Below are 17,445 nucleotides of genomic sequence, written 5' to 3' on the forward strand. Positions count from 1 at the left end.
GCCTGGGGCGGTTGAAGACCCCTCCGGGAAAGGACCTTCCGATGTCCTTGGGTGTTTCCTCCGCTAAGCGAAGAATCGCCATCACCTTCACCGCGCTCCTCCTGCCCCTCTCCATCGTCCTGGCGCCCGCGGCGCAGGCCGCCACCGGTGGCTCGCCGCTGCCGGCGGATCCCCGGCCCGGCAAGCACAAGATCGCCGCGGCCGCCGAAGAGCCGCGGCACGACGTGCCGAACCCGCTGCTCAAGGAGCGGTTCGCCGAGGAGGAAGAGGAGGACGGCGACGACCCCGCGCTGTCCGCGCTCTGCCAGAGCTACCTCGGCCGGCCGAACCCGTACCGGCCGCTCGCGCCGGACACCGACGTCATCGACGGCGACACGATCGTGCCCACCGGCAGCCAGGCCGGCTGCAGCACGGCCCAGAACGAAACGACCATCGCCGTCAATCCGGAGAATCCGAACAACATCGTCGCCGGGGCGAACGACTACCGGCTCTACAACACCCGCGAGGCGCGCAACGACTCCGGCGGGTTCGCCTACACGTCGTTCGACGGCGGCCGCACCTGGGCGAACGTCCAGCTGCCGCACCTCGACTACCCGGCGGGCGCGGCGGCTCCACTGTCCTACATGGACGCCGCGGGCGACCCGGCCATCGCGTTCGGCCCGCACAACACGGTCTACTACGCGACGCTGGTGTTCAGCCGCGCGGAGGTGCCGGATGGGCAGCAGCTGGCGAGCGGGATCGCGGTGTCGGTGTCCCACGACGGCGGGCGCACCTTCGGCGACCCGGCGGTGCTGCACCTCGACGGCGTGACCCCGGCGGGCACGCCGGCCCCGGCGTACATCTTCAACGACAAGGAGTGGATCGCCGCCGACCCGGTGTCCGGCGACGTCTACGTGACGTGGACGCAGTTCACGTACAACGCCGAGGGCGAGTTCCTCGAGTCGCCGATCGTGCTGTCGAAGTCCGGCGACTTCGGCCGGACGTGGTCGCGGATGCGCCGGATTTCGCCGTCGCTGACCGGTTTCCACGGCGGGATCACGCCGTACGGCAGTGGTTCGAACCCGGTGGTGACCCGCGACGGGACGCTCCAGGTGGCGTACGAGACGTCGGTGTGCGCGACGGCGGCGTGCGACCGGCCGTCGGACCACGACGCGGTGGTCGTGGCGACGTCGCGAGACGGCGGCCGGACGTTCCGGCACACGGAGGTCGCGCTCGACTTCGACTTCCCGGTGGACGAAGACGTCGCGAACAACGCGCTGACCGGCGAGAACTTCCGGGTCAACAGCTTCCCGCAGCTCGCGTACGACCGCGTGACGGACAAGCTGTGGGTGACGTGGGCGGACGACCGCAACGGAACGTACCGCGACGGCGAGTCGGTGAAGACGAACGGCGACGCGTTCCTGAGCGGCTTCGACGGCCGGAGCTGGTCTCGTCCGGCGAAGATCGGCACGGGCGCCGACGAGGTGTTCCCGGCGGTCGCGGCACTGGCGGGCCGGGTGGCGGTCACGTTCTACACGCGCGCGTACGACGCGGGCGGGATCGGCCTCGACTACGCGTACGCGACGGGCTGGGGCAGCGGCGTGGCATCGGCCCCGATCCGCCGGATCACAACGCAGACGGCGAACCCCCAGGTCCAGTTCGTGTCGACGGGAGCGGTGACGGGAAAGGAGCTGCAGGGGGTGTTCATCGGCGACTACACGGCCGCGGCGATCGGCGCGGACTTCCGCCTGCACCCGTGCTGGACCGACTTCCGCGGCAACCCGGGACGGACGCTGCCGAACCAGGATGTCGGGACGCGGACGTTGCCGATGTTCCCGTGATGTGAGGTGCCGCGTCGGCTGTTCCCGTGGGGAGCGGCCGACGCGGCGCACCGCTCGGCGTCCGAACGTGGCTTCCGCGCCGATCGTCGCTACTTGGCGATAAGTGCCACGCTGGGCACGCACGCGGAGAGTATCCCGGCGAAGGCAGAGGACGGGCCCTCTTCAGCTTCGCCACTTGCGCTGCCGGAAATGGCAGCCGAGCAGCATGTCGTACGCGTTTACGTCCGGGTCGATGGACGGCAATAACCACAACCAGATCACCGCGGCCAAGCGCAGGTAGCCCAAGGCTGGCCGACGAACGGCCGAGCACCTCATGGGGGTACGCCTTTCACCGGCTGCGATCTCCGTTGCGCCGAACGGATGTCCTCCATGTGGTTCGTGATCGGTGGAGCTTCACGTGTGACTGGAGAGCCGACGCGGCCTCACTTCGCGTCGGCGTAGTTGTCCACCGGGGCGATGTGCATCGGAAACCGCACCGGGCACGCCGGGCCGAACAGCATGCGGGCCGCCTCAGCCACGCTGTCCGTGATCGCCGTCGAGACCTCCTCCGCCAGCTCCGCCGGGGTGTGGACGATCACCTCGTCGTGCTGGAAGAACACCAGGTGGGCCGGGGCCGGGAGGCGTCCTCGCAGCGTCGCCAGCATCACCGCCGTCATGTCGGCCGCCGTTGCCTGGACCACGAAGTTGCGCGTGAACCGGCCCCAGCCTCGGGATGCCCTGCGGGCCTTCAACTCCGCCGCGTCGTCCGCCGCCAAGCCGCCCGTCAACGCCCGCCACGCCGCCGACGGCGCCGGGGACGTCCGGCCCAACCGCGACCTGACCCGCTCGCCGCGCTCACCGGCCTGGGCCGCCTGCTCCACATAGGACACCGCGTCCGGGAACCGCTGGCGCAGCAACCCCAGCAGCGGCCCCGCCTCGCCGGACGTGCCGCCGTACATCGCCGACAGCATCGCGATCTTCGCCCGGGCCCGGTCGTCTCGGTCGTCGTTCGCTGCCGGGACCCAGCGCGTCCCCGAAAACAACGCCTCGGCCAAGCGTGCGTACAAGTCCGTCGCCGCCGCGACGTCGGCCAAGCGCCGGTCGCCCGACAACGCCGTCAGCACCCGGGGCTCCAGCTGCGCCGCGTCCGCCACCACCAGCCGCCAGCCCGGGTCCGCCCGGACGCACGTCCGCAGCACCTTCGGGATCTGCAACGCCCCGCCGCCGCGGCTGGCCCAGCGCCCCGACACCACTCCGCCGACCACGTAGTGCGGGCGGAACCGGCCCTCGTGCACCCACTCGTCGAGCCACGCCCAGCCGTTCGCCGCGAACAGCCGGGACAGTTCCTTGTACTCCAGCAACGGCCCGACCGCCGGGTGGTCGATCCCGCGCAGCAGGTACTTGCGCGCCGCGGGCACCTCGATGCCCTCGCGGGCCAGCGCCCGGACCACGCTCGGCGGCGAATCCGGGTTCACCGGCCGCCCGCCGAACGCCTCCGTGATCTTCGCCGCCAGCTCCACCAGCGCCTTCGGCCGCTGCCCGGCGGGCACCCGCGGACCGAGCCGCGAAACCAGCAGCGCCTCGTGCACGTCGGCGCGCCAGGGCAGGCCGTCGGCCGACATCTCCGCCGCGGCCAGCGCGCTCGCCGACTCCGCGGCCAGCAGCAGCCGGAACCGGTCCGGGTGCTCGGTCGCCGCCACTCGCCGTTCCTGCTCGGCGAGCACCCGTTGGAGCGCCGTGACGACCGTCACGCCGTCCGGCAGCGTCGGCGCACGCGTCTCGAACAGCGTCGGCTGCGCGAGCTCGACGGCCGCCGAGTCGGCGGGCGGTTCTTCGCCGTTCGCCCTGGCCCAGGCCGCGCGCAGGCTCCGCGACTGGCCCTCCTGACCCTCGTACGCCAGCAGCAGCCCCTCCGCCAGCGCCGGGTCGTAGCACCGCCGCACCCGCACGCCGGCGGCCACCAGCACCGGGTACGTCCCCTCCACCGACGGGAACACCCAGCGCGGCCGCAGCGACGCCTCCAGCTCGCGCGCCAGCGCCGCGAAACCCGCCTCGTCCAGGCCGTTCACCGTCGAGGACGGCGTGCGCACGGTGAAGCTCCCGTCCTCCTCCCGCCCGGCGATCACCTGCACGAAGACATTGTGCCGACCACCACCGACAAAAAGCGCCGAGCGCACGGCTGGTGCGCGCGCGGCGGGCTTGGTTTACTCTCCAGTAGCCCCCATACCGCCGGTACGCCCGCCGTCGGCGTGGGTTCTCTTCCCGCAGCAACGGAGGTGCCCGGATGAGCCTGGTCGCGCTGGCAACGCAGGTGGCGGACAAGGTGGCCGAGACGGCGCGCAGCGTCGACGTCATGCGGCGAGCGGGTCTCGTCCCCTTCCCCCGGCTCGACGAAGGCGTCCGCTCACTGGTCGCGCTGCGGAAGTTCGGCCCGTTCGCCGGCGCGAACCACATCTCCGCGCGCCGCGACCCGACCGCCGTCGGCATCGTCGACGACTCGGCCCGCTCACCTACAAGCAGCTGGACGACCAGTCCAACGCGCTGGCCAGGGCGTGGTCCGAGCGCGGCATCCAGCCCGGCCAGGTCGTCGCCGCGCTGTGCCGCGACCACCGCGGCCTGGTGCTCACGATGGCCGCGTCGGGCAAGCTCGGAGTGCGCCTCCTGCTGATGAACACCGGCTTCGCGAAGCCGCAGCTGGCGGACGTCGCCAAGCGCGAGGGCGTCACCGCGCTCGTGTACGACCAGGAGTTCACCGGCCTGCTCGACGCCATCCCGGACGGCGTCGAGCGCTACCTCGCGTGGGTCGACCCGGGCACCGACCTGACCGACCGGGACACCCCGGTGCTGTCCGAGCTCATCGCCAGCACCGACGACCGGCCGTGGCCGGCGCCGGCCAAGCCGGGCGGGTTCGTGCTGCTGACCAGCGGCACCACCGGCACGCCGAAGGGCGCGCCGCGGCCGCACACGTCGGCGCTGGCGTCGGCGCAGTTCCTGGACCGGATCCCGCTGCGCTCGAACGAGGCGACGTACATGGGCGCGCCGCTGTTCCACGGCACCGGGCTGTCGCAGTTCATCCTGTCCTTCGCGCTCGGCTCGACGGTCGTGATGCGCCGCAAGTTCAATCCGGAGGAGGCGCTGCGCGGCGTCGCCGAGCACAAGTGCACCGCGCTCGTGCTGGTGCCGACGATGCTGCAGCGCATCGTCGACCTGCCGAAGGAAATCCGGGAGAAGTACGACACGTCGTCGCTGCGGATCATCTTCGTCGCCGGTTCGGCGCTGTCGCCGGACCTCGGCAACCGCGCGAACGAGGCGTTCGGCCCGGTCGTGCACAACCTCTACGGCTCGACCGAGGTCGCGGTGGCGACGGTCGCGACGCCGGAGGACTGGGCGAAGGCCCCGGGCACGGTCGGCCGCGCGCCGGTCGGCTGCAAGGTGGCGCTGTACGACGAAAAGGGCAACAAGATCACCGAGCCGAACGTGACCGGCCGCGTGTTCGTGGGCAGCGGCCTCAGCTTCGGCGGCTACACCGACGGCCGCCACAAGGAGATCATCGACGGCCTGCTCTCCAGCGGCGACGTCGGCCACTTCGACGAGGACGGCCTGCTGTTCATCGACGGCCGCGACGACGAGATGATCGTGTCGGGCGGCGAGAACGTGTTCCCGATCGAGGTGGAGAACCTCCTGGTCGAGCGCGAGGACGTGCTCGAGGCGGCGGTGATCGGCGTCGAGGACCCGGAGTTCGGCCAGCGGCTCAAGGCGTTCATCGTGCGGACCGAGGATTCGAAGCTCGACGTCGAGGGCGTGCGCGACTACGTCAAGGCGAACCTGGCGCGGTACAAGGTCCCGCGCGACGTCGAGTTCCTGGACGAGCTGCCCCGCAACGCGACCGGGAAGGTGTTGCGCAACAAGCTCTCCTGAGCCGCGGGCGTCAGTCCCAGTCGATGCCGAAGACGCCCGGGCCGAAGTCCAGCGCCACCGCGTGCACGCCGTCCGCGCCGTCCAGTTTCAGCTGGCGGCGGGACAGCGTGCCCGTCGTGCCGTTGCGCGAGTACTGCCAACACCTGTCCGGCGTCGTCCCGTGCGCGAAGCGGACCTCCAGCAGGTACTCGCGCACCGGGCGGCGGAACTCGCGGTAGTGGGTGTTGCGGCACTCCGGGTACGGCGGTCCGCTGTTGGTCAGCGTGTACTCGATCAGGTGCGTCTCACCCCGGTCGATCGGCTGGTCGAACAGCAGCTCGGCGACGAGCAGGCCGTGGGCCTCGTCGACCTCGGCGCGGCCCACCCGGCAGTTGCGGACCGCGTGCAACTGCGGCAGGCCCGCCGCCGGGTCGTCCTGCGTGTAGACCAGCAGCCAGCGGTCCTGGCCGTCCGCGGCCGCCTGGAAGACCGCCCGTGCCGTCACCGCGCGCTGGCCGCCGTCCGCGGCGATCTCGCACAGGTCGTGCAGCCCGACCAGCTTCAGCGGGTGCTGGCGCTCGAGCGCGTTCGGCGCCCCCACCTTGTCCAGCAGCGGCTGCAGCACCTCGCGCGGGAACGACATCGGCTCGCCCGCCTGCCGCCGTCCGGCGCCGCCTCGCGGCCGGGGCGGGGGCAGCAGGCCGAGCAGGGACCCCGCCGGGACGTCGAGGATCTCTTCGAGCGTGCGCACCGCCGAGAGCGAGCTCTGCCGCTCCGGCTGGCGCTTGCCGGACTGCCAATAGCTGAGGGCGGTGACGCTCACGACGACGCCGCGGGAGCGCAGCCGCGCCTGGATCCGGTCGAGCGACAGCCCGCTGGTGGCGATGGCCGCGCGCAGCTGGGCCGCGAACGCGGTGCGCTCACCCTCTTCGCCGTTGCCCGCCATTGCCGATCCGACCCACCCCGTGCCGTCCCCCGACGATCCCGACACGGTGCACGTTAGCAGGATCCACCGGACCGCCCGCGGCCCTCTTCGCCGGGGGTGCCGGTGGCCGGGGACGCGCGGCCGCTCGGGCGAACGGGCTAGTACTGGCAACTGTGAACCGTTGCCCCGGCCTGGGCGGACGCGCTTGTATGACTTGTCCGCGCCGGTGGCCCCGCCTCCCCCTCACGGCCCACCGGGACGCCGGACGAAAAGCCGTGAAGAACGGCTCCGGCTCACCCGGCCGCGTTGTGCGACCGGCCGGGGTGGCCGCGCGATGACCGGTGGCCCGGCGACGCCCCCAGCGCCGGGCCACCGGTCTTGTTACCACCGGGTAGCATCCCGGACATGACGCTCCGGAAGAACATCCTGATCACCGGTGCCAGCAGCGGACTGGGCGAAGGCATGGCCCGCCAGTTCGCCGCGAAGGGGCGCAACCTCGCGCTGTGCGCCCGGCGCACCGAACGGCTCGAAAACCTCGCCAAGGAGCTCGAAGCCGCGCACCCCGGGATCAAGGTCGTCACGCGCACCCTCGACGTCACCGACCACGACCGCGTGTTCGCCGTCTTCGAGGAGTTCCGCGCCGAGCTCGGGTCCCTCGACCGGGTGATTGTGAACGCCGGGCTCGGGAAGGGCCAGCCGGTCGGCAAGGGCCGGTTCGACGCCAACCGCCAGACCCTCGAGGTCAACTTCGTCGCGGCCGCCGCCCAGATCGAGGCCGCCGCCGGGATCTTCCGCGAGCAGGGGGCCGGGCACCTGGCGGTCATCTCGTCGTTCAGCGCGATCCGTGGCCTGCCGGGCAACCTCACCGCGTACGCCGCTTCGAAGGCGGGCATCTCCGCGTTCGTCGACGGCACCCGGCACGAGCTGAAGCGCAAAGGCATCGCCGTCACCGACGTCCGGCCGGGCTACATCGAGTCGGAGATGAACGACCGGCTCGGCCGCAACCCGTTGCTGGCCAAGGCCGACAGCGGCGCGCGGGCGCTGGCCAAGGCGATCGAGGCCGAACCGGCGCGGGCCTACGTGCCGGCGTGGCCGTGGGTGCCGCTGAGCGTCGCGATGCGCGTGGTCCCGGCGTCGGTGCTGCGGAAGTTCGCGTGAACGCCCCCGTCGAGGTCCGCGCGGAGGACGCCTTCGACACCGTCGCGGTGCACGAGTGGCTGCGCGCGAAGATCGAGGGCCTCGGGGCCGAACCGCCCGCCGTCCGGCAGTTCCCCGGCGGCGCGTCGAACCTGACGTACCTGCTGAGCTATCCGGACCGCGAGCTGATCCTGCGGCGCCCGCCCGCCGGGCACAAGGCCGCGTCGGCGCACGACATGCGGCGCGAGTACCGCGTGCAGCACGCGCTGAAGCCGGTGTTCCCGTACGTGCCGCGGATGCTGGCCTTCGGCGACGACCCGGCGGTGCTCGGCGGCGACTTCTACGTCATGGAGAAGCTCGACGGCCTGATCCTGCGCGGCGACCTGCCCGAAGGCATGACCCTGACGCCGGAGCAGGCGCGCGAGCTGTCCGGCAAGGTCGTCGACCGGCTGGTCGACCTGCACGCGGTCGACGTCGAAAAGGCCGGGCTCGCCGACCTCGGCAAAGGCGCCGGGTACGTCGAGCGGCAGATCCGCGGCTGGTCGCAGCGGTACGTGGCGGCGCGGACGGACAACGTCGGCGACTTCGCCGAAGTCCGAGCGTGGCTGGCGGAAAACCAGCCCGCGGAGGTGAAGATCTGCCTCATCCACAACGACTACCGGCTCGACAACCTGGTCCTCGACGGCCCGGGGACGCTGAACATCACCGGCGTGCTCGACTGGGAGATGGCCACCCTCGGCGACCCGCTGATGGAGCTCGGCAGCATGCTCGCCTACTGGGTGCAGGCCGGCGACGACGACGTCATGCACGCCAGCCGCCGCCAGCCGACGCACCTGCCGGGCATGTTCACCCGCGAGGAGTTCGTCGCGCGGTACGCCGAGAAGACCGGGCTCGCGGTGGGGGACTGGCGGTTCTACGAGGTCTACGGCTTGTTCCGGCTCGCCGCCGTGCTGCAGCAGCTGTACCGCCGCTACCACGACGGCGCGACGCGCAACCCGGCGTTCAAGGACTTCTGGCAGTTCGTCGGCTACCTGGACTGGCGCTGCCGCGAAATCATCGCGAAGGGAAGCGTGTAGTGGGCGCGATCTACCTGATCCGGCACGGGCAGGCGTCGTTCGGCGCGGCGGACTACGACGCGCTGTCCCCGCGCGGCTTCGAACAGTCCACTGTGGTCGGTGCGGAGCTGGTGCGCCGCGAGGTGGCCTTCAGCCAGGTCCGGTCCGGGACGCTGGCACGGCAGCGCGATACCGCGGCCACGGCGTTGAAGGTGCTCGGCACCGACGTCCCCGTGGTCGAGGACGCGCGCTGGAACGAGTACGACCACGTCGACATCGCGCTGCACCACGCCGGAGGCGCGCCGCAGGAGGATTCCCGCGCGTACCAAGGGGTGTTGGACGCGGCGCTGACCGCGTGGACGTCGGCCGGTGCCGACGGGCCGTGCGCCGAGACGTGGCCCGCGTTCCTCGCGCGCTGCCGCGGCGCGCTGGAAGACCTGGTGGCATCGCTGGGCAAGGGCGAGCACGCGGTGGTGTTCACCTCCGGCGGGGTGATCGCCACGATCTGCGGCCTGCTGCTGGGCACGCCCGAAGCCGGGCTGCTCAAGCTCAACCGCGTCACGGTCAACGGCGGCATCACGAAGCTGGTGTCCGGGCGCGGCGGGGTCACGATGTTGTCGTTCAACGAGCACCCGCACTTCGAGGCGGACGCGGCGGGGCTGCTCACCTACCGGTAGGAGGCGTTCGATGCGGTTCGGCGAGGTCACGCTCCACCCGGTCAACGGCCACGGCCCGGAAGACGTCGTGGTCGACGGCGAAGGCCGGATCTACACCGGCGTCGACGACGGCCGGATCCTGCGGCTTTCCCCCGACGGAAGGCGCATCGACGTCATCGCCGACACCGGTGGCCGTCCGCTCGGGCTGGAGCTGTACGGCGAGGACGAGCTGCTGATCTGCGACGCGCGGGCCGGGCTGCTGGTGGTGCCGCTGGCGGGCGGGACGCCGTCGGTGCTCGCGACTTCGGCGCTGGGGCTGGACTTCGTGTTCTGCAACAACGCGGCGGTGGCTTCGGACGGGACGGTCTACTTCACGGATTCCTCGCGCCGCTTCGGCATCGACAACTGGCGCGACGACCTGATCGAGCAGACGGCGGGCGGCCGCCTGCTCCGCCGGTCCCCGGACGGCTCGATCGACCTGCTGCTGGACGGCCTCCAGTTCGCGAACGGCGTCGCGCTGGCCCCGGACGAGTCGTTCGTGGCGGTGGCGGAGACGGGCGCGTGCCGGGTGTCGCGAGTCCGGCTGGCCGACGGCCGGTCCGACGTCTTCCTCGATGGCCTGTGGGGCTTCCCGGACAACATCGCGACCGGCTCGGACGGCCTGATCTGGGTGACGCAGGCGTCGCCGAAGGTCGCGGCACTGGACGTGGTCCGCAAGCTGCCCGCGCCGTTGCGCGCGGGCATCCGGCGGTTGCCGACGTCGTTGCAGCCGAGCCCGGGCCGCGAGGTCGGGGTGCTGGGCGTCGCGGCCGACGGCACGGTGGTGAAGGAACTCCGGGGCGAGATCGACGGCTTCCACATGCTCGTGGGGGTCCGCGAGTGGCAGGGAAAGCTGTACTTCGGCTCGCTGGAGGAAAACGCGATCGCGGTCACCGCCGTCTGACCAACCTGCGGTTCAAAGCGCGCCTCCCCGCGCGTGATCTCCACCGTCGCTTGGCGGGGCTGGCGTCTTGAATGAGTCATTCAGGGCCACCGGTGACCTGAATGAGTCATTCAAGACGTCGTGGTGGGCAGGCGGCCGCCCTCTGGCTAGGGCCTGTCTCGAAGTCGGCGCCGGTGTCCGGCATGGACAGCCGCGGCTTCCGCCGAGGTCTTGAATGAGTCATTCAGGACCTCCGAAGACCTGAATGACTCATTCAAGACCTTTGATGAGCGGGTCACCGGTGGCAGCGTGGAGGGCGAGGCGTAGGTCGGCCGCCAGAACGCTGGTTCACGCTCATGACAGCCCTGGACCCGGGAGCCGCGGCCGCGATCGCCGAACGGCTCCGACCGATTTCGATACAGGCTCTAGCGGCCGGTCCAGCGCGGGTCGCGGCCCGCGGTCCAGGCCGCGTAGAACTCCTTGTGGTCCTTCGCCGTCATCAGCAGGGCCTGGGTCATCGCCTCCAGCTCGATCGCGCTGCCGAGGTCCATGTCCAGCTCGCGGGTCAGCAGCACCTTCGTCGTCGCGTACGCCAGTGCCGGGCCGTCCGCGAGACGCCGAGCCAGCGCCGCGGCCGTCGATGCCAGCGAGTCGTCCGGCACCACCTGGGAAGCCAGGCCGATTTCGGAAGCGCGCGCTGCCGTGATCTTGTCGCCCAGGATCAGCAGTTCCGTCGCCCGGCCCAGCCCTACCAGACGCGGCAACAGATAGGCCGAGCCCATGTCCGCGCCCGCCAAGCCCACCTTCGTGAACAGGAACGCGAACTTCGCCGACTCCGCCAGCAACCGGAAGTCGCTGGCCAGTGCGATCACCGAACCCGCGCCCGCGGCGACGCCGTTGACCGCCGCGATCACCGGCAGCGGGCACTCGCGCAGCGCCTTCACCACCGCGCCCGTCATGCGCGTGAACTCCAGCAGCTCCGCGGTCTCGAACTTCTGCAGCTCGCCGATGATCTCCTCGACGTCGCCGCCGGAGCAGAACCCGCGGCCCCGCCCGGTGATCACCAGCACGCGCACGTCCTCGTGCTGCGGCAGCTCGGTGACCAGGTCCCGCAGGTCGGCGTAGACGTCGAACGTCAGCGCGTTCAGCTTCTCCGGGCGGGTGAACGTCACCGTGGCGACGCCGTCGTCCACGGTGAACTCGAAGTGCTCCCACTCCTTCGTCAGCGGTGCGGTCGCGCGGAACGGGCTCATGACTGGATTCCTCCGCCGTCGAGTACGAGGGTCTGGCCGTTGATCGCGGCGGCCTCCGGGGCCGCCAGGAAGGAGACGGCGAACGCCACCTCCGAAGGTTCCAGCAGCCGGCCGAGCGGGGACGCCGCCGCCAGTGCCGACTCGGCGTCGTCGAGGGACCGGCCGGTGCGCTCCTGGATGCGGGCCACCGACGTCGCCGTCATGTCGGTGCGGACGAACGCCGGGCACACCGCGTTCGCCGTGACGCCGGTGCCCGCCAGCTCCGCCGCGACCGCCCGCATCAGGCCGACCGCCGCGTGCTTCGACGCCGTATACCCCGCGGTGTAGCGGTAACCGACGTGCGACGCCGTCGAGGCCACCGTGACGATCCGGCCGCGGTCGCGTTCGCGCATCCCCGGCAGCACCGCCCGGGTGCACAGGAACGCCCCGGTCGCGTTGACCTCGAACTGGCTCCGCCAATCGTCCACAGTGGTCCGGGTGGTCGGCGCGCTCGACGAGATCCCGGCGTTGTTGACGAGCACGTCCACCGGCCCCGCCGACGCGAAGTACGCGGCGACGGCTTCCTCGTCGGTGACGTCGCATTCGGCGCGGCCGGGCGCGAGTACCCGGTCACCGGCGGCGCGGAACCGGTCGGCGATCGCCGCGCCGATACCCCGCGTGCCGCCGGTGACGACCACCACGCGGCTCACGGGCGGGCCGCCAGCGCGCGCCGGTCGAGCTTTCCGTTGGCGGTCCGGGGAAGTTCCGTCATGAACACCACTTCGCGGGGGTACTTGTGCTTGGCCAGGTGGGCTTTCGCGTGGTCCTTCAGCTCGTCCGCGGTCACCGGGGACCGCACGACGACGTACGCGCGCGGCACGACGAGCCCGTCGACCTCGTGCCCGACCACCGCGCAGTCCACCACGGACGGATGGCCGAGCAAGCAGTCCTCGATCTCACCGGGCGCGACGAACACGCCGCCGACCTTCAGCAGCGCGTCGGCCCGCCCGTGGTGGCGGAAGCAGCCGTCGGCGTCGCGGCTGAACAGGTCGCCGGAGGTGAGCGTGTCGCCGTCGAACGTCCGCGCGGACTTTTCGGGGTCGCCGAAGTACTCCAGCGCGATCGTCGGCCCGGTCACCCGCAGCGGCCCGATTTCCCCGTCGGGCAACGGGTTCCCGAGCTCGTCGACGACCTCGGCGGTGTACCCGGGAACAGGTGTGCCGAGCGTGCCGATCCGCGCCGCGCCCGGCCGGTTCGACAGGTAGATGTGGTACGCCTCGGACGAGCCGATCCCGTCGACCACCGGCACGCCGAAGGCCGCGTCCCACCTCCGGTGCAGCTCCGAGGGCAGCGCCTCGCCGGCCGACGTCGTCATCCGCAGGCAGCTCAGGTCCTGCTCGGCCGCCGCCGGGTGGGCGACCATCGCGCTCATCATCGTCGGCACGTTGACCAGCACCGTCGGCCGGTACTTCGCGATCAGCTCGAAGATCAGGTCCGCCGTGCTGCGCTCGGGGAACGCGATCCCGGCCGCGCCGACGCCGAAGGGGAACAACGCCACCAGGTCGCGGGCGTAGCCGAAGAACAGCTTGGGCACGGCGAGCACCCGGTCGTCTTCCCTCAGCCCGAGCACCTGGACGGCGTACCGTTCGAAGCTCTCGAGCGGGCTGCGCAAGGGATGCACGCACGCCTTGGGCGCGCCCGTGCTGCCGGTGGTGAACTTCCAGATCCCGACGTCGTCCACAGTGGTCGGTGCGGCTTCGAGGGTGTCCGGCGCGGCGTCCACCAGCGCGCGGAACGGCCGCTCGCCCGGTCGCAGCTCGCTCTCGGGGACACCCGTGACGAGCAGGTTCGCCGCCCCGGCTTCGCGCAACGCGGGGAGCGTGACGGCGTCGGCGAGCACCACGACGGCCTCGGTGTAGCCGAGGTAATACGCGTAGTCCTTGGGCTGGAGGAACGGGTACACCTCGGCGGTGACCGCGCCGATCTTCTGCGCGCCGTACCAGGCCGCGACGAACTCGTCGCCGTCGCTCAGCGCCAGCAACACCCGCTGTCCTTTTCGGACACCGGCGTCGAGGAGCACGTTCCCCACGCGGTTGGCCAGCTTCGCGAGATCGGCGTAGGTGACCGAACGGTCGCCGACGAGCAGGGCGGTCCGGCCACCCCGTCCGGAAAGAACGTGCCGGTCGAGGAAGTGCGTGGCGAGGTTGAACGGCTCAGGCACGGGCCAGCTCCCGGATCGCTTCCACCAGCAGGTCGGTCAACGTCGAGAAGGTCTCGGTGCCCTCGTCGGCGGTCGCCTCGGCGGGGGAGCCGCAGTAGGCCTCGGTCATGCCCATGGCGAGGAAGCCGCCGTCTTCGGGAGCCGCGGCCAGGCTCACCGGCACGTGCGGCAACGTCCGCATCAGCGGCTGGTCGACCAGCTCGGGCCGGTCGGCGAGCACCAGCGACGTCTCGTACCGCCCGGCGTGGCACTCGCCCGAGCGGAACTCCTCGGTCAGCCGCTGCGCGTGCCGCCGCCGGACCAGGTCGAGCAGCGCGACGCGGCCGTCGTAGGCGAAGTTCAACGTCTCCACCGCGCGCCGCAGCGTGACCAGGTGCGCGGGCTCGAAGTGGTTGTTGACCAGCAGGATCCGCGGGAGCCGCTGGCCGATCAGGGCCGCGCCGATGTCGACGAGCAGCGAGTGCAGCGTCTCTTCGCCGATGTGGATGCCGCCGGCGAACCCGGCCGCGAACCGCGTCACGCCGTAGGGGACTTCCGGCAGGACCAGGACGTGCACGCCCGCGTCGGCGGCCAGCCGGTCGGCCGCGCGCTCGCACATCCCGCGCGAGATCAGCGGGTCCGTGCCCAGTGGCGCGTGCGGACCGTGCGGCTCGACCGCGCCCAGCGGGAGCAGCAGCACCGGGACACGGTCACCCGCAGCCAGCTCGGCGACCTGGCGAGAGGTGAGGTCCGCGAAGTACGTCACGCAAATCAAGCTACACCGCAGCGGCCTGAGGTGTATAGAGTTGGGCGCATGCCCGCCGACGCGTTCGAAGCCAGCCCCCAGGAGCTGGTCGTGACGTTGCTGGGCAGCTACGTGCACCCGCGCGAGACCCGCCGGGTGTGGTCGGGCGGCCTGGTCGCGGTGCTCGCCGAGCTGGGCTTCTCCGACGGCGCGGCCCGGATCGCGCTGACCCGCCTGGTGCGCCGCGGCTTGCTCCAGCGCCACCGCGAGGGCCGCACGGTGCACTACTCCCTGACCCGCCGCACCATCGCCCTGCTCGTCGACGGCGACCACCGGATCTTCTCCCTCGGCCGCCGAGAGCGCGCCGCGGGCGAGTGGACCGTGCTGTGGCAGAGCATCCCGGAGAGCCGCCGGCAAGCACGGGAACGGCTGGTGCGGCGGCTGCGGTTCCTCGGGTTCGGGCCCTACCAGGACGGCACCTGGATCGCCCCGCACGACCGCGAGGCCGAGGTCCTCGCGCTGCTCGGCGAGCTGGACGTCACCGAGCACGCCGGGCTGCTGCTCGGCCGCCCGTCGGCCGGGCTCGACGTCCGCCGGTTCGCGGGCCGGGCCTGGGACCTCGACGACCTGGCCGCGCGCTACGCCGGGTTCGTCGCGCAGTTCGGCGGCCACCGCGACCGGGAGCTGCCGGACGCCGAGGCGTTCGAGGTGCGGACGCGGCTGGTGCACACGTTCCGGATGTTCCCGTCGCTCGACCCGGAACTGCCCGCCGACCTGGTGCCGGCCCCGGATCGCCGGGCGGCGGCGGTCGAGCTGTTCCACGATTTGTACACCGCGCTCGCGAAACCCGCGCAGCGCCATTTCGACGAGGTGACCCGAGGATGACCGAACCCAGCCAAGCGACCAAGGAAGCCTTGAGCTACACCTCGTACCTCGCGCTGGACGAAGTGCTCAACGCCCAGCGCCCGCGTTCGGACGAACACGACGAGCTGCTGTTCATCGTGATCCACCAGGTGTACGAACTGTGGTTCAAGCAGATCCTGCACGAAGCGGAATTCCTCCAGCGCAACCTCGAGGAAGGCAACACCGCGCATTCGATCCGGATCCTGAGGCGGATCCTGACCATCCTCAAGGTGGCCGTCGCGCAGATCGACGTGCTGGAAACCATGACGCCCAGCCAGTTCACGAGTTTCCGCGCCCGTTTGGACGCTTCGAGCGGCTTCCAGTCGGCCCAGTTCCGCGAGCTCGAAGCGGTGCTCGGGCGACGCGACGAGCGCGTTTTCGCGCACTACCCCGAAGGCGGCGAGCAGCGGAAACGCATTGCCGAAGCGATGGCGCGGCCGTCGTTGTTCGACTCTTTTCTGGCGTATCTCAAGGCTTCTGGCTATTCCGTCGAGTGTGATCGAGACGTCACTCGACCGGTGGAGCCGTCCCCGGCCCTGCAGGCGATATTGCTGGACGTGTACAGCGACGACGGCGGTCCGTCGGTCGTCGCGGAATGTCTGGTCGATCTCGACGAAGGGATGCAGGAGTGGCGCTACCGGCACGTGAAGATGGTCGAACGCACCATCGGCGACAAGACCGGGACGGGAGGATCATCCGGCGCGACTTACCTGCGTACCACGCTTTTCCAGCCGATGTTCCCGGACCTCTGGGCCGTACGGAGCCGACTTTGACCACCTTGGACGAACTGCGCGCGGACGACAACGCACTGGCGCCGCACTACTCCCGGTTCGCGGTGGCCGACCGGCTGCTGCTGTCCGGGCATTCGCACCAGGCGTGGCCCGACGTCGCGGAGGAGGGGTTGCTGGAGTCCTTCGCGGACGCGGCTCGCGACGTCGACGCGAAGTGGGAGCGCGCCTTCGCGAAGGCCGACGAACTGCGCGCGGGCTTCCGCGTGCTGCTCGGCGACCCGCACGGCGAGTACGCGCTCGGCGCGAGCACGCACGACCTCGTGCTGCGGTTCCTCTCGGCGATGGAGCTGCCGCGAAGACCGCGCCTGGTCACCACCGACGGCGAGTTCCACACCCTGCGCCGCCAGCTCGCCCGCCTCGAAGAGGAGGGCGTCGAGGTGGTGCGGGTGCCGCTCGACCCGGTGCCGACGCTCGCCGAGCGCGTCGCGGCCGAGGTGGACGGCGACACCGCCGCCGTGCTCGTCTCGGCGGTGCTGTTCGAGACGTCGCGGCTGGTGCCGGGGCTCGCGCACCTCGCCGACGTCTGCCGCGGCCGGTCGATCGAGCTCGTCGTCGACGCCTACCACGCGCTCGGCGTCGTGCCGTTCGCGCTGCACGACCTCGGGCTGACCAACGCCTGGGTGCTCGGCGGCGGCTACAAGTACCTGCAGCTCGGCGAGGGCAACTGCTTCCTGCGGCTGCCCGCGCACGCCCAGGAGCTGCGGCCGGTGATCACCGGCTGGTACGCCGAGTTCGGCGCGCTCGCCGACGAGCGGCACCCGGGCAAGGTCGCCTACGCCACCGGCGGTGACCGGTTCGCCGGGGCGACGTACGACCCGGCCAGCCACTACCGCGGCGTGCGCGTCCAGCGGTTCTTCGCCGAGCAGGGGCTGACGCCGGAGTTCCTGCGGCAGGTCTCGCAGCACCAGGTCGGCCTGCTCGCGTCGGTGTTCGACTCGCTCGGGCTGCCCGAAGACGTCGTCACCCGCGACCGCGAGACGCCGCTGGACCGGCTCGGCGGGTTCCTCTCGCTCCGCTGCGCCGACGCGGCGGGGCTGCAGGCGGCGCTGGCCGCGCAGGGCGTCCGCACCGACAGCCGGGGCTCGTACCTGCGGTTCGGCCCCGCCCCCTACCTCTCCGACACGCAGCTCGAAACGGCGATGCGCACCCTCGGCAAGGTGATCACCGGCTGATTACCGGTCCG

General features: G+C 71.5%; 14 protein-coding genes and 1 pseudogene. 9 read left to right on the forward strand and 6 right to left on the reverse strand.

Annotated elements, in window-relative coordinates; all coding sequences use genetic code 11:
• The first annotated feature begins 41 nt into the window (after window positions 1-41).
• Entirely contained in the window at window positions 42-1,820 is a 1,779-nt protein-coding gene (locus tag QP939_RS27195) for a sialidase family protein (protein WP_285449032.1), read from the forward strand.
• Between the two features lie 422 nt (window positions 1,821-2,242).
• Here the strand turns inward: QP939_RS27195 and QP939_RS27200 are convergent, their stop codons facing one another.
• Window positions 2,243-3,931 (reverse strand): bifunctional 3'-5' exonuclease/DNA polymerase, encoded by a 1,689-nt coding sequence (locus QP939_RS27200; RefSeq protein ID WP_285449034.1) that lies wholly within the window; start codon window positions 3,929-3,931, stop codon window positions 2,243-2,245.
• A gap of 152 nt (window positions 3,932-4,083) precedes the next feature.
• Between QP939_RS27200 and QP939_RS27205 the strand changes: the two are divergent.
• A pseudogene (locus QP939_RS27205) lies at window positions 4,084-5,717 on the forward strand (acyl-CoA synthetase).
• A 10-nt stretch (window positions 5,718-5,727) separates the two neighbouring features.
• Here the strand turns inward: QP939_RS27205 and QP939_RS27210 are convergent.
• Window positions 5,728-6,642 (reverse strand): hypothetical protein, encoded by a 915-nt coding sequence (locus QP939_RS27210; RefSeq protein ID WP_285449036.1) that lies wholly within the window; start codon window positions 6,640-6,642, stop codon window positions 5,728-5,730.
• 384 nt (window positions 6,643-7,026) lie between these two features.
• Between QP939_RS27210 and QP939_RS27215 the strand changes: the two genes are divergently transcribed.
• The 4 genes from QP939_RS27215 to QP939_RS27230 are packed head-to-tail and all read left to right on the forward strand — an operon-like array spanning window position 7,027 to window position 10,412.
• Window positions 7,027-7,779 (forward strand): SDR family oxidoreductase, encoded by a 753-nt coding sequence (locus tag QP939_RS27215; RefSeq protein WP_285449037.1) that lies wholly within the window; start codon window positions 7,027-7,029, stop codon window positions 7,777-7,779.
• A complete protein-coding gene (locus tag QP939_RS27220; RefSeq protein WP_285449038.1) occupies window positions 7,776-8,834 on the forward strand; it encodes a phosphotransferase family protein in 1,059 nt (352 codons plus the stop codon). The genes QP939_RS27215 and QP939_RS27220 overlap by 4 nt, the downstream gene beginning before the upstream one ends.
• Window positions 8,834-9,490: a histidine phosphatase family protein gene (locus tag QP939_RS27225; RefSeq protein ID WP_285449040.1), complete on the forward strand. Its 657-nt coding sequence runs from the start codon at window positions 8,834-8,836 to the stop codon at window positions 9,488-9,490. Before QP939_RS27220 ends, QP939_RS27225 begins: the two co-directional genes overlap by 1 nt.
• 10 nt (window positions 9,491-9,500) lie before the next feature.
• Window positions 9,501-10,412: an SMP-30/gluconolactonase/LRE family protein gene (locus QP939_RS27230; RefSeq protein ID WP_285449041.1), complete on the forward strand. Its 912-nt coding sequence runs from the start codon at window positions 9,501-9,503 to the stop codon at window positions 10,410-10,412.
• A 404-nt stretch (window positions 10,413-10,816) separates the two neighbouring features.
• Here the strand turns inward: QP939_RS27230 and QP939_RS27235 are convergent, their stop codons facing one another.
• From QP939_RS27235 to QP939_RS27250, 4 genes are read right to left on the reverse strand one after another with little or no spacing between them, the layout of a single operon-like run.
• Complete coding sequence (locus QP939_RS27235; protein ID WP_285449042.1) at window positions 10,817-11,644, reverse strand: enoyl-CoA hydratase family protein; 828 nt, start codon at window positions 11,642-11,644, stop codon at window positions 10,817-10,819.
• Entirely contained in the window at window positions 11,641-12,333 is a 693-nt protein-coding gene (locus tag QP939_RS27240) for an SDR family NAD(P)-dependent oxidoreductase (RefSeq protein WP_285449043.1), read from the reverse strand. Before QP939_RS27240 ends, QP939_RS27235 begins: the two co-directional genes overlap by 4 nt.
• A complete protein-coding gene (locus tag QP939_RS27245) occupies window positions 12,330-13,844 on the reverse strand; it encodes a benzoate-CoA ligase family protein (protein WP_285449044.1) in 1,515 nt (504 codons plus the stop codon). The genes QP939_RS27240 and QP939_RS27245 overlap by 4 nt, the downstream gene beginning before the upstream one ends.
• Window positions 13,837-14,589, reverse strand: coding sequence for a creatininase family protein (locus tag QP939_RS27250; RefSeq protein ID WP_285449045.1), 753 nt, complete (start codon window positions 14,587-14,589; stop codon window positions 13,837-13,839). The genes QP939_RS27245 and QP939_RS27250 overlap by 8 nt, the downstream gene beginning before the upstream one ends.
• A gap of 48 nt (window positions 14,590-14,637) precedes the next feature.
• Between QP939_RS27250 and QP939_RS27255 the strand changes: the two genes are divergently transcribed.
• The 3 genes from QP939_RS27255 to QP939_RS27265 are packed head-to-tail and all read left to right on the forward strand — an operon-like array spanning window position 14,638 to window position 17,434.
• The gene (locus QP939_RS27255) at window positions 14,638-15,453 is read left to right on the forward strand and encodes a PaaX family transcriptional regulator (protein WP_285449047.1); all 816 of its coding nucleotides are present in this window, start codon (window positions 14,638-14,640) and stop codon (window positions 15,451-15,453) included.
• Window positions 15,450-16,244 carry a tryptophan 2,3-dioxygenase gene (locus QP939_RS27260; RefSeq protein WP_285449049.1) on the forward strand — a complete coding sequence of 265 codons (795 nt, stop codon included), beginning with the start codon at window positions 15,450-15,452 and terminating at the stop codon, window positions 16,242-16,244. The genes QP939_RS27255 and QP939_RS27260 overlap by 4 nt, the downstream gene beginning before the upstream one ends.
• Complete coding sequence (locus QP939_RS27265; protein ID WP_285449050.1) at window positions 16,241-17,434, forward strand: kynureninase; 1,194 nt, start codon at window positions 16,241-16,243, stop codon at window positions 17,432-17,434. The genes QP939_RS27260 and QP939_RS27265 overlap by 4 nt, the downstream gene beginning before the upstream one ends.
• The last annotated feature ends 11 nt before the right edge of the window (window positions 17,435-17,445 follow it).

The organism is Amycolatopsis nalaikhensis (assembly GCF_030264295.1).
Lineage (GTDB): Bacteria > Actinomycetota > Actinomycetes > Mycobacteriales > Pseudonocardiaceae > Amycolatopsis > Amycolatopsis nalaikhensis.

What these genes read in the sequence shown, in the direction of transcription:
- QP939_RS27260 (WP_285449049.1), top strand. Translation starts at nt 15,450, where the DNA reads ATGACCGAACCCAGCCAAGCGACCAAGGAAGCCTTGAGCTACACCTCG.
- QP939_RS27255 (WP_285449047.1), top strand. Translation starts at nt 14,638, where the DNA reads ATGCCCGCCGACGCGTTCGAAGCCAGCCCCCAGGAGCTGGTCGTGACG.
- QP939_RS27210 (WP_285449036.1), bottom strand. Translation starts at nt 6,642, where the DNA reads ATGGCGGGCAACGGCGAAGAGGGTGAGCGCACCGCGTTCGCGGCCCAG.
- QP939_RS27215 (WP_285449037.1), top strand. Translation starts at nt 7,027, where the DNA reads ATGACGCTCCGGAAGAACATCCTGATCACCGGTGCCAGCAGCGGACTG.
- QP939_RS27195 (WP_285449032.1), top strand. Translation starts at nt 42, where the DNA reads ATGTCCTTGGGTGTTTCCTCCGCTAAGCGAAGAATCGCCATCACCTTC.
- QP939_RS27230 (WP_285449041.1), top strand. Translation starts at nt 9,501, where the DNA reads ATGCGGTTCGGCGAGGTCACGCTCCACCCGGTCAACGGCCACGGCCCG.
- QP939_RS27235 (WP_285449042.1), bottom strand. Translation starts at nt 11,644, where the DNA reads ATGAGCCCGTTCCGCGCGACCGCACCGCTGACGAAGGAGTGGGAGCAC.